This window comes from Streptococcus sanguinis, assembly GCF_019929145.1.
GTDB classification, from domain to species: Bacteria; Bacillota; Bacilli; order Lactobacillales; family Streptococcaceae; genus Streptococcus; species Streptococcus sanguinis_U.
Map to the genome: position 1 here is coordinate 489,233 of NZ_JAHZOW010000001.1, position 12,396 is coordinate 501,628.

At 42.2% G+C, this 12,396-nt stretch carries 10 protein-coding genes; 6 read left to right on the forward strand and 4 right to left on the reverse strand.

Annotation, left to right across the window (positions count from 1 at the left end):
• Both K1I94_RS02445 and K1I94_RS02450 read left to right on the forward strand, forming a co-directional pair.
• Positions 1-792 (forward strand): alpha/beta fold hydrolase, encoded by a 792-nt coding sequence (locus K1I94_RS02445; protein WP_223314294.1) that lies wholly within the window; start codon positions 1-3, stop codon positions 790-792.
• Positions 793-955: 163 nt separating this feature from the next.
• Positions 956-1,744, forward strand: coding sequence for an alpha/beta fold hydrolase (locus K1I94_RS02450; RefSeq protein WP_223314295.1), 789 nt, complete (start codon positions 956-958; stop codon positions 1,742-1,744).
• Positions 1,745-1,851: 107 nt separating this feature from the next.
• Here K1I94_RS02450 and K1I94_RS02455 read toward each other — a convergent pair whose 3' ends face one another.
• Entirely contained in the window at positions 1,852-2,310 is a 459-nt protein-coding gene (locus tag K1I94_RS02455; protein ID WP_125397115.1) for a hypothetical protein, read from the reverse strand.
• Positions 2,311-2,508: 198 nt separating this feature from the next.
• On the opposite strand from K1I94_RS02455, the gene rimM reads away from it, so the two are divergent.
• The 3 genes from rimM (at position 2,509) to K1I94_RS02470 (ending at position 6,491) form a co-directional block, all read left to right on the forward strand.
• A complete protein-coding gene (gene rimM, locus K1I94_RS02460) occupies positions 2,509-3,027 on the forward strand; it encodes a ribosome maturation factor RimM (RefSeq protein ID WP_002903018.1) in 519 nt (172 codons plus the stop codon).
• Positions 3,017-3,739 (forward strand): tRNA (guanosine(37)-N1)-methyltransferase TrmD, encoded by a 723-nt coding sequence (gene trmD, locus K1I94_RS02465; protein WP_049547688.1) that lies wholly within the window; start codon positions 3,017-3,019, stop codon positions 3,737-3,739. Before rimM ends, trmD begins: the two co-directional genes overlap by 11 nt.
• A gap of 190 nt (positions 3,740-3,929) precedes the next feature.
• Positions 3,930-6,491, forward strand: coding sequence for a CAP domain-containing protein (locus K1I94_RS02470; RefSeq protein ID WP_223314296.1), 2,562 nt, complete (start codon positions 3,930-3,932; stop codon positions 6,489-6,491).
• Positions 6,492-6,653: 162 nt separating this feature from the next.
• On the opposite strand, the gene K1I94_RS02475 is transcribed toward K1I94_RS02470, so the two are convergent.
• The 3 genes from K1I94_RS02475 to K1I94_RS02485 form a co-directional block, all read right to left on the reverse strand.
• A complete protein-coding gene (locus K1I94_RS02475; RefSeq protein ID WP_002897450.1) occupies positions 6,654-7,490 on the reverse strand; it encodes a sugar ABC transporter permease in 837 nt (278 codons plus the stop codon).
• Positions 7,490-8,848, reverse strand: coding sequence for a carbohydrate ABC transporter permease (locus K1I94_RS02480; protein ID WP_223314297.1), 1,359 nt, complete (start codon positions 8,846-8,848; stop codon positions 7,490-7,492). The genes K1I94_RS02475 and K1I94_RS02480 overlap by 1 nt, the downstream gene beginning before the upstream one ends.
• A gap of 81 nt (positions 8,849-8,929) precedes the next feature.
• Complete coding sequence (locus K1I94_RS02485) at positions 8,930-10,186, reverse strand: extracellular solute-binding protein (protein WP_223314298.1); 1,257 nt, start codon at positions 10,184-10,186, stop codon at positions 8,930-8,932.
• Between the two features lie 364 nt (positions 10,187-10,550).
• Between K1I94_RS02485 and uvrC the strand changes: the two genes are divergently transcribed.
• Positions 10,551-12,380 (forward strand): excinuclease ABC subunit UvrC, encoded by a 1,830-nt coding sequence (uvrC, locus tag K1I94_RS02490; RefSeq protein WP_223314299.1) that lies wholly within the window; start codon positions 10,551-10,553, stop codon positions 12,378-12,380.
• Positions 12,381-12,396 lie beyond the last annotated feature (16 nt).

A 12,396-nucleotide genomic window follows, 5' to 3' on the forward strand; every position in this document is an offset into this window, starting at 1 on the left:
ATGGATTATATCGAAAGAACTGATGGCAAGGTATTTTATCGGATGGACGGACGAGGTCACAAAGAAACGCTCGTGCTCCTGCATGGTTTGAGTGCTGACTCGGGCATGTTTCAGCCTCAGATAGATTTTTTTAAGGATCGCTATCAGGTTATTACGCCTGATTTACGAGGAAATGGGCAATCAAGCCAACTGACTTGTCAGGCGGATCAGGTTCTAGATATACAGGCAGCAGATGTGCTGGCGATTTTGGAAAAAGAAGGTATCAGCCAAGCCATTATCGGAGGGACTTCCTATGGCGGTATCTTAACCATGCACCTCATGACTCAAAATCCTCAAATCTTTAAGGGAGCTTTCTTGTGCGATACTTTTTGTGCGCCGGATTTGTCGCCAATGATGAACTCTCTGGCTCAACTTACGGCTCCTTTAGTGAAATACTCATGGTTTATGAAGCTATCAACCTTGCCGATTTATAAACGATGGCCTTTAGCTCGCTCCTATTTTGTTGATTTATTCGACCGGATGCGACCTGAGGAGTCTGTTTTGCAGCGCAGGGCAATTGAAGCTATTGATTATCGTGCCGCCTTGGATAAGTGCAAGATTCCTACACTTTTGCTGGCGGGGGATTTTTCAGGAAAATTAGTCCAAATGATGAAAACAACTAAGGAACATCTGAGGCTTGCTCAGGATCTTGTCATTGCTGATTCGTTTGATCCGTCGAATCTATGCCAACCAGCCAAGTTTAATGCTCTGGTAGAGGAATTTGCTAAACAGGTTTTCGAAGAGAATGCCTAACACCTTCTAAGGCAATACTAGCAACTGCCTCTTGTGACACGGTCCTTGGTTGAATATGAAAAATTTCTGGTATTGGGGCGTCCTTATTCTATTGGTAAAATAGCTAGCTCTCAAATCGTAGTGTGTGCCCAGATAATATTTTTAAGAATGGATTGGAAACATTATGAAAGAAAGAATAATAAAAACGAAAGTAGGACAACTATTTGTATCCTATCAACCTGCGGAAAAGATTGCTGTATTTTTAAGCGGTTCTGGGAGTCTACCGACCTATGAAAATTTTTTGCCAGTTATTCGGAAGTTACCTAAAAATTGGGGCTATTTAACAATAGATTACCCTAATGCTGGGCAAAGCCCACTGGAAAATCAAGAAAATTTTGTTTTGGACGATTTGGTTCAATCTATTATAGAGGTTTTATCGCATTTTAAAGTCATTCAGTATGCTGTTTGCGCACACAGTATTAGCGGCCTTGTGGCAGTTAAAATTGCTGAGTCAGAGCCGTTTTGTCAGGGACTAATCTTGATTGAACCGACCACTTATTCTGTTCTATATGGCGAATTAGCTCAGAATCCTTATCCCGAATTTTTATCCTTACAGGAGAAAGTTCAGACGCTCAGTGGAGGATATGAATATCTGAAAAAATTAGGGCAAGAGAGTTTTTCAGTAGCTGATTTTAAAATCTTATGGGCTAAGGCAGAAAAGAGTTCATATAGATTAAAATCTGTACAAGAAGGATTTCAACATTACTGTAGTATCTCAGAAAATGATTTTCAGAACTTAGATATCTCTTTTCAATTCTCGGTTTTTATCCTTAGTCAGGCCTATCGAGAACAAGAATATAAAGATTCCGAATTTGCTTCACAAAATACTCAGATTATTTTAGGAGGCAGCCATCATTATTTACATTGGAGTCAGTCAGAAAAGATAGTTGAGCTTCTTTTAGAAATGGGATGAGCAAGATGTATGCAAGCTTTAAATAGTATATTGAATGTGGGAGTGATGATACATGCAAAATAGCTGAGATTTTAATCTCAGCTATTTTGTACGTATTTATGAGAGTATTATCCTAGTATTTCAGCAATAGCATCTCGAATTTCCTGAACGGTTGCGGACTTGCTATGGTCACTGGTATCAAACTCAATGTATTTGCCATCAGCATCAACAGTTCCACCTACAGGCCCTTCGGATCCGTCCACAGATGTTCCGATGGCTGGTGGCAAACTTTTATCCGCATCATCAGTATCAATAACTATGATGCGAGTATTGGACTCGAGATCATCTATCATTGGAAGAGACGATGCGGAGGTCATGTTCTGACTAGCATAGTATTCTAGAAAAGCCTTGATGGTTGGATTGTCAATTTGAGCAATTTTTTCATCAAGGGCTGAGAGATTTCTAGTTTCCCTCGTTTCATTTTCCATTGCTTGGCCTTTTTTGACCTGTGTCAAAGCAGTCAGACTGGCGGCTGTTGTGGCTAGAATAGCAGTAGAGAGCAGGAGTTTACTTAACTTTTTTCCCATAGTCGTCACCAACTTCTTTCTAGTTTTGCGTAAACACACTCGGGTTTTTATAGTGTTAAAGCTCTATATGTATAATTATACGTTAAACAGCAATTTTAATCAAATAAATATAGGGAAGGAAATTCCCCTTTATCTCCCTTGTACATTCCCCTATATCATGATAAAATACTAGGCAGAGTATAATATGTTGGAGTCGAGATGAATTATTTTAATGTTGGAAAAATCGTCAATACGCAAGGTCTACAAGGTGAGATGCGGGTTTTGTCAGTGACGGATTTTGCAGAAGAGCGTTTTAAAAAAGGCAACACCCTTGCCCTGTTTGACAAGAAAGATCAGTTTGTCATGGATGTAGAGATTGCCAGTCATCGCAAGGTCAAAAACTTTGATATTATTAAGTTCAAGGGGATGTACCACATCAATGACATTGAAAAATTTCGTGATTTCACTCTGAAGGTCCGAGAGGAAGATTTGACGGACTTGGAAGATGGTGAATTTTACTACCATGAAATCATCGGTCTTGAAGTCTATGAAAATGACCTTCTTCTTGGTAGGATTAAGGAAATTCTGCAGCCAGGAGCTAATGATGTCTGGGTGGTCAAACGTAAAGGCAAGCGCGACTTACTTCTTCCATATATTCCCCCAGTGGTGCTGGGGATTGACATTGAGCAAGGTCGGGTTGATGTAGAGATACCGGAAGGACTGGACGATGAAAATTGATATTTTGACCCTCTTTCCGGAGATGTTTGCGCCCTTGGAGCACTCGATTGTAGGTAAAGCAAGGGAAAAAGGTCTCTTGGAAATCAACTATCATAATTTCCGAGAAAATGCAGAAAAATCCCGGCATGTAGACGACGAGCCTTACGGTGGAGGTCAGGGAATGTTGCTACGGGCACAGCCTATTTTTGATGCTTATGATGCCATTGAAAAGAAGCAGCCGCGCGTGATTTTGCTAGATCCTGCTGGTCGGACTTTTGACCAAGCCTATGCTGAGGAACTGGCTAAAGAAGAAGAGCTCATTTTCATCTGTGGCCATTACGAAGGCTATGATGAGAGGATCAAGACGCTAGTGACAGATGAGATCTCGCTTGGGGACTATGTCCTTACTGGGGGAGAATTGGCGGCTATGACCATGATTGATGCCACAGTTCGCCTGATTCCAGAGGTTATTGGCAAGGAAGCCAGTCATACAGATGACAGTTTTTCGTCTGGGCTCTTGGAGTATCCTCAGTACACTCGGCCATATGACTACCGAGGTATGATAGTTCCGGAAGTCCTTATGAGTGGCCATCATGAAAACATCCGCAAATGGCGTCTCTATGAAAGTCTGAAAAAGACTTATCTAAGACGACCTGACTTACTAGAAGACTATAAGATGACGGCTGAAGAAGAAGCGATGCTAGAAGAAATTCGACAAGCTCAATCGGACTGACAAGCAAGGTTAACTCTTAGAAAGGATCTAGGAGTTTTTGCTTTATTTGATAAAGAAATGCTCATTTTTGTTGGAAAAACCAGCTTATTTTTCTAATAAAACATTTTTGTAACCAAATTGTAATAAAAAAACCATTAAAAGGATACGTTTGCTACTAGTTAATACTAGCGTTTTGTGATAGTATATTACTATGCGGGCTGCTATACCCAGGTTAATTATAGTATGTGAGATTATAAAAAGGAGATTGATTATGGAAAAGAAAATAGGCAAGTCTGTTGTAGCGACTGGTATCGCGGCTACAACTATTATTTCTGGTGGACTGACCCATCAAGTGCACGCGGATGAGTTGGTTGAATCAACTGTAACAGCTCCAAAAGCGACTGAAGTAACAGAGAAACCAGTGACAGCAGCAGATGTAGCTGTTGCCCAAGAAAATGCTGAAGCAGCCAAAGCTAAACTTGATCAGCAAAGATCGATAGTGGATACTGCTAAAACAGAAGCTGAAGATGCAAAAACTAGCGTGAAAGTGGCTGAAGCCGCTGTTGAGACTGCTAAAGAAGTGCAGGCAGAAGCAACAGAAGAAAATGTTGCTAAGGCGGAGACGGAAGCAAAAACAGCAGAGCAAGAGGTTGGCGCAAAAGACACTGCTGTTCGAGAAGCAGCGGCTAAAGCTGCCAAGGCAGACCAAGCTGTTAAAGATCAAGCGAATACTGTTAAGGCGAGCCAATCTCTGGTAGACGTTGCCGAGACTGAATTGAAACAAGCTAAAACACCACTTAACTCAGAGGAGCAAGCTGTAGCAACTGCTAAGAGCCAGCAAAGTCAAGCACAGACCGCTTTAGACAATGCAAAGACTGAGTTGACAAAGGCGGAACAAGCAGCGTCTTCTGCTCCACAAGTGCAGGCTGAAATCCAGAATAAAATCAACCAGGCAAAGGCATCTTTGAGCCAAACCAATCAAGCTATCAGCTCTCTTGAAGGACAAATTCCTGCTGCAGAGAAAGCAGCAACAACAGCTCCTGTTGACCTTCGCAATACGACTTATTCCCAATTTTTAGAAAATGTTCGTAACAATGCAGCTAATCAAGAAATTCGTGATGCTGCTAACAATGCACTTGCTGTTTACCAACGTGGACAGAATGAATTTGGTATCTCAGTTAATTCTGACCCAACTAGTCCAGCTAATCTGGAAAATAACCTGCAAGCTTTAGAGTTGGTCAAGGCGATTAATGCTTACCGTCGTAATGCCGGCTTACAAGAGTTGTTGGTTGATCCGTATGCGAATGTGGCTAGCCAGATTCAGACTATCTACTTTGAGCGTAATAACTGGCATATGGGCAAGCTGATTGGTAACGAAAATGTAGCGATTAGCTTTGACCCACAAGGAGCTGTCAATTTCTGGCATAGTGAAAAAGAACTCTATCAACGGATTGCGGCGCAATATGGACTGCCTACTGATGAAACTCAGATTGATGCTAATGCAATCTACATGAGAGTTGGTGCTGATGTATTTGCTAAAATTGGCCACTATGTGCAGATGATGGACAATAAAGCCAATGCTATCTCGGCGGCTTATGATAAACATCCAAACCAATGGGGCACACCTCATGGTACATCTGAGGTTGGTTTCCATCACATTAGCAACTTTGACCAACGTGTTAATAACGGTACGTTGCTGACTGTTGCGGCTATGGAGCAGTTGTTGCGTGCTGGTGGCGGTCGTTCTGCAGGTTCTAACGCAAATGTTACAGCACTTAAGAATCAATTAGCTGAACTCAAGGCTCAAAAAGTAGGTCAGGAATCAGCTATTAATATCCTAAATGCTCAATTAGCTGATGCTCAAAAGACAGCGGCAGCTCAAATTGCAGCAGTTGAAGCAGCTCGTCAGAAGGTAGCAACTGCTGAAAATAATCTAGCCTTGACCAAACAAAATGTTGCCCTTAAGCAGGAAGCTCTCGACAGAGCGACAGCTAAGATTGCAGCAAACCTAGCACCTTATCAGACTAACTTGAGCAATGCTCAGGCAGTTCTAGCAGCAGCTAAAGATAAGTTGGTAGAACTTCAGGCAGCTCAAGAAGCTGCAAAAGCTAATTTGGGAACTGCTCAAGAGGACTTCATGGCTGCTCAAAAGACATTAGCAGCAGCTAAAAAGAAAGTTATTGACCTTCAGAATGCTCCTCAGTTACTTGCAGAAGCAGAGCGGGAGTTGGCAGAAGCGCAGCTTGATTATGAAGCTAAACAATCAATCTTAAATCAAGAGACTGCAACTTTAGCTGTTCTTGAGGAATCCTACAACAGTCTTCAAGCGAATTATGAAACTCTCTTGAATATCTTGAATCAAGCATCTCTCCTGTATGGAAATGCTCTGAATAGCAACTATCGCTCAGGTGAAGATAAACAGACTCTAACTGCTGTAAAAGGCGGAGCTGCTGGTCCAGGTGCAGAGGATGAATCTAAGAAAGATTCAGATGCTAAGACTGCAGAAGTTCATGCGAACACTCGTGAAGTCAAAGGAGCAACTACAGGTGCTGTTCAAGCGGCAGGTAGTGACGTATTCACTGATTTTGTTGTAAATCCTGCAGCTCAACTTGCTAGCGTGGCTACAACTGCTGATAAGGCTCCAACAGTTCCTGCTATTCTGCCAAATACTGGTTCAGAAGCAGAACGCCTTGCAATTTTTGGTATGGCACTTGGTGCAGCTGCCTTTTTGGGAACCAACAAACGCCGTCGTAGAGACGAAGATTATAATTAAAGAAATACAAAATGAGCCTGGAATAATTTCCAGACTCATTTTTTGTCCAAGTTAATAAGTAATCTCATATAAAAGGGATGAGGAGTTAAGTTCCATATTTTCTAAGAAAGATAAAAACTTCCGATTTAAATTGTCGGAAGTTTTTGATATACATAATAGATTTTATTTGACTGCTCCGCCTGTTACACCTTCTACGTAGTATTTCTGCATGAAGATGAAGAGAAGAGTGATTGGGATAGCGATGATAATCGCTCCAGATGTGAAAGGTAAGAACCATTTATTGATGGCGTCCTTATTAAGCATTTGGAAAAGTCCTAAAGCCACTGTATATTTTTCCTTGACATCGCCTAGGATGACAGAGGCAAAGATGAAGTCAACCCAAGGTCCCATGAAAGCCATAAGCGCTGTATAAACGATAATCGGTTTTGAAAGCGGCAATGTAATAGTTCGGAAAATTTGGAAGCGGGTCGCTCCGTCGATCATAGCGGATTCGTCCAAGGAATATGGGATAGTATCAAAGAAACCTTTAGCAATATAGAAGCCTAAAGCCGCTCCAGCCGAATAAACCAGAATCAATGAAGTCAGGGTTTGTGTCAAATTGAGTGCTTTCAAGATGTAGTAAACCGCAATCATAGACATGAAGCCTGGGAACATGTTAAGTACCAGAGCCAGCTTGAGGAAACGATTTTTATGCTTGAATTTGATACGGCTGAGTGAGTAAGCCATACCCACAGTAATCAAAGTAGACAGGATGCAGGTCGCTGTTGCAACAATCAGGGTATTCATAAACCACTGAACAAAAGGATATGTGTTGTTATTAAACAGTCTGATATAGTTGTCAAGAGTATAGGTCTTAGGGAAGAAGTAAGGGACCGCATTAGAACCTTCACCACGGAAGCTGGTCAGAAAAATCCAGATAATCGGCGTTAGCCAGATGAGTGCTAAAACAGCCAGCAAGACATAAATCCCTAATAAACTGAGTTTTTTTCTATTTTTCATTATTTAGCAGTTCCTTCCTTGAATGATGCGGATCTAGTATAGGCTAAGAGACTGAAGGCTGCAGAGATTGCAAAGATCAGGATACCGATAACAGATGCCAGATTGTAGTCCTTGGCTGAAACGGTCAGTTTATAGAGCCAGGTAACCAAGAGGTCAGTTGAGCCCGCCTGATAGTAGGAAGAGTTAGTAGGTCCACCGCCTGTCAGGAAGTAGATAACGTTGAAGTTGTTAATGTTTCCAATAAACTGCTGAATGAGTGATGGCGCCATAATCAAGAGAATTTGAGGGAAAGTAATGCTCTTGAAGATTTGAAGCTTGCTAGCTCCGTCAATCTCAGCAGCTTCGATTTGCTCACTAGGCAGGTTCATGATAATCCCAGTCGCTACCAGCATGGTAAATGGAATACCAATCCACATATTGACAAGGATGATTGAGAACTTAGCCCAAACAGGGTCACTCAAGAATGGAATTGGATGCTGAATGAGATGGAGGCTTTGCAATAATCCGTTCAAAGGTCCATTGTCATTCAGGAAATTACGCATCAAGAGCAGGGACACGAATTGCGGCACAGCAATAGTGATAACGAAGAGTGTGCGCCAAACTTTCTTGTACTTGAGGCCTTTTGTATTGAGCAAGAGAGCTAAAACGATACCGAAGATGAAAGTAGTAGCTGTCGCAGCAACCGCCCAAATCAAGGTCCAGCCTAAAAGTGGGAAGAAGGTGCTAGCCATGCGACCTGAGAAAACATCACCGAAGCTAGAGAAGCCAACCCAGTCAAAGAGTGATTTAGGAGCTGGATGGTTATGGTCAAAGTTAGTAAAGGCCAAACAGATCATATAGATCAGAGGCAGGATGGTAAAGAGCAGTACTCCGATAAGAGGGATGCTCATTAGGCCCATGTGGAAGCGGCCATCAGCCAGAGTCTTGAAGTCCTCAACGAAGTTAGGAATCTTCTGACCAGACTGCTTAAGAGCCATTAAGTGACGAGCACTTTTCAGGTTACACCAGTAGATGTAGGCGAAGACTGCACAGAAGATAAGAGAAGCAAGTCCAAAAATCAGCATCAGCATAGAGTTGTCACCAGCTACTTGAACGGTGATTTCCAAACCGTTAACTTTTTTGATGGCCTCTCCCTGCTCTTGAGTCCCCAATGTAATCATTCCACCAATAGCTGGTATGATTTGAACTGCAAAAGCAATCAGGAAAGCAATTTCTGAGAAGAGGAAGAGCAGCCCCTTGATAAATTGTTTGTTTACAAGGTTGCTCAGTCCCATTACCAGAAAAGAGAGTTTGACATCCCAAGTTCCTTCTTTAAAGACCTGAACCATGGATGCATTGTCATAGGATGACTGAGTCATAGTATTCTCCTTATATTTACAAAGAAAGAAGCGAGGAGGCTGCCCTCCTCACTTCAATGCTTATTTTTATTCGTTTGAGGATTATTTAGCTGCTGCTAAGTCTTTATCAAACTGTTGTAATTTTGCGAGGTATTGATCTTCACCAAATTTACCGTTGTAAGCATCGCTGAGGATTGCAGCACTTTCAGTCCAGAAGACAGACATTTGGCTAAGTTTAGGCATAACTGTTGTGTAGGTATCAGAAGATCCCATTGTGATAACAGCTTGTGCCAAGGCATCTTTCTTCACATCGTCAGACTCTTGTACTTCTTTGTTAGCTGGGATGATGTGGCGTCCTTCAAACTTGAATTGGTTTTCTTGGCTTTCTTTGCTAGTAAGCGCTTGAGCCAGTTTGTAGCTTGCTGCGATACGGTCAGTGTCGCCGTTTGAAGGTGTTTGGTTAACTGCGTAAAGTTTTACACCGAGGAAAGCTTTTTGTTGAACGTCTTGTCCACCGATATTAACAGTTGGATAAACAGAGATACCAAGGTTATCTTTACCGACAGCTTTTTCAGCTGCTGCGTAGTCCCATGGACCAGATTGGAAAGCGTCAACTGAACCATCTTCAAATTTAGCAAGAAGGTTAGAAGCATCTACGTTTACAAAACCGCTGTTGTCTTTTTGAGCTGCGATGAACTTCAGAACGTTTACACCAGCTTCGTTACCCCAGTTTGTTCCGTCAACTTGTTCACCGTCTTTACCAAAGAGAGTGTCGCCAACAGAAAGGAAGAGTGGAGCAGTAGCGTAAGCATTAACTTCTTTCAAGTTTCCACCGAATTTAGCTTTAGATGTAATTGTTTCGTATGATTTAACATCGTCAGCAGAAAGTTTTGACTTGTTATAGTAGGTTACTTGTGACTCGATACCGAATGGGAAAGCATAAGTTTTACCTTTGTACTGAGCACCAATCGCTGCTTGTTCTGTATCGTTCTTCTTGATTTCTTCGGCCATATTAGAAGGAACTTCTTGGATAGCTCCAGCTTCAACTAATTTACCAAGTTGGTCATGTGGCAGAGAGAAAACATCGGCAGCAGTACTAGCATCTTTTGTCAGGTTTTCCTGAGCGTTTGGATCTTCCATTTCGACTACGTCAACCTTGTAGCCTGATTCTTTCTCGAACTTGCTAACTGTATCAGAGTAAGAATCTTTAGCACCAGTTGGTACCCAGAGTTTCAAGGTCTTGCTATCGGCTTTAGAAGAAGAGCTCTCCTTGCTGCTATTCGAGCTACAAGCTGCTAACAGCGTTCCTGCAGCCAGCAAGCTGACACTGCCCAATACTACTTTTTTCCATGTTTTCATTCCTATTTCCTCCCGGAATTTTTATTTACAATTCTATTATGCAACCGTTTGCAGTTTTTGTCAAGTCTTTTTTTGAAATTTTTTTAAAAATATATTAATCTTTCTAAAATTTTTCTATTTTATTTCTGTTTATATAATAAAAGCCTATTAAAATAGCAGTGCAATCGCTTGCTTGATTTTTACTTGGAAAACGCTTTATTATGAAGAGGAACATGCTTCTTTTAAAATAGATTTTTGGTACTTGAAAGAAGATTTAAAAACAGGTTTTAGTTCAGCATTACCTATGAAAGGAATCAAACTTATGATTTTCTAGTAATCAAGTGTCTACCTGTTGAATGCTCCCCTTTTCTGCTATAATAGACCTATGAACAAGCTAATCCAATCAAAGCTGGAACTGTTGCCGACCAGTCCCGGCTGTTACATTCACAAAGACAAAAACGGTACCATTATTTATGTCGGCAAAGCCAAGAATCTTCGCAATCGGGTTCGTTCTTATTTCCGTGGCAGTCATGATACCAAGACGGAGGCTCTGGTTTCTGAGATTGAGGATTTTGAGTTTATTGTCACCGAGTCTAATATTGAGGCTTTGCTTCTTGAGATTAATCTAATCAAGGAAAATCAGCCCAAGTACAATATCATGCTCAAAGACGATAAGTCCTATCCTTTTATCAAGATTACCAATGAGACCTATCCGCGCCTGATTATCACGCGCCAGGTCAAAAAGGACGGCGGACTTTATTTCGGTCCCTACCCCGATGTTGGTGCGGCCAATGAGATCAAGCGACTTTTAGATCGGCTCTTTCCTTTTCGTAAGTGTACCAATCCGCCTGAAAAGGTCTGCTTTTACTACCATCTGGGACAGTGCAAGGCCCACACTATTTGCCAGGTAGACAGCCAGTATTTCAAGGACTTAGCTCAGGAGGTAGCAGCCTTTCTTAAGGGTCAGGATGACCAGATTATTGAGGATTTACGGGGGAAAATGGCCGGCGCAGCGCAAGCTATGGAGTTTGAAAAGGCAGCTGAGTACCGCGACTTGATTCAGTCCATTGGCACGCTGCGCACCAAGCAGCGGGTCATGGCCAAGGATTTGCAGAATAGGGATGTCTTTGGCTACTATGTGGACAAGGGCTGGATGTGCGTACAGGTTTTTTTTGTCCGCCAGGGCAAGCTAATCGAACGTGACGTCAACCTTTTTCCCTATTACAATGATCCGGACGAGGATTTCTTGACCTATATTGGACAATTTTATCAGGAAAAATCCCACCTCAAGCCCAATGAAATTTTGATTCCAGCAGATATTGACGAAGAAGCTGTCCGAGCCATGGTGGATACCAAGGTGCTTAAGCCCCAGCGAGGCGAAAAGAAACAGCTGGTCAATCTGGCTATCAAAAACGCCCGAGTTAGTCTCCAGCAGAAATTTGACCTTTTGGAGAAATCTATTGAAAAGACTCAAGGTGCTATTGAGAATCTAGGGCAGCTCCTTAACATTCCAACGCCTGTTCGTATTGAGTCTTTTGATAACTCTAATATCATGGGGACCAGTCCTGTATCAGCTATGGTAGTCTTTGTCAATGGTAAACCTAGCAAGAAGGATTATCGCAAATATAAGATCAAGACTGTGGTAGGACCCGATGACTACGCCAGTATGCGCGAGGTCATCAAGCGGCGCTATAGCCGGGTGATTCGCGATGGACTGACACCGCCTGATCTGATTGTCATTGATGGTGGACAGGGGCAGGTCAATGTCGCTAAAGAAGTTATTCAGGAGCAGTTGGGATTGGATATTCCCATCGCTGGACTGCAAAAAAATGACAAGCACCAGACTCATGAATTGCTTTTTGGCGACCCTCTGCAGGTTGTAGAATTATCCCGCAATTCGCAGGAATTTTTCCTACTCCAGCGTATCCAAGATGAAGTCCACCGCTTCGCCATTACCTTCCACCGCCAGCTCCGGTCTAAGAATTCCTTCTCATCGCAGCTAGATGGCATTGAAGGCTTAGGACCAAAACGCAAGCAAAATCTTATGAAACACTTCAAATCTCTAACCAAGATTAAAGAAGCAAGTGTCGACCAAATCGTCGAAGTCGGCGTACCACGAGCTGTGGCAGAAGCGGTGCGTACTAAATTGAATCTAGCAGACCAGCAGAAAGCATCATTGCCAGAAGTTGCGGAACCACAAATAGGTTTGGAGTAGATGGGATTTGTTAATC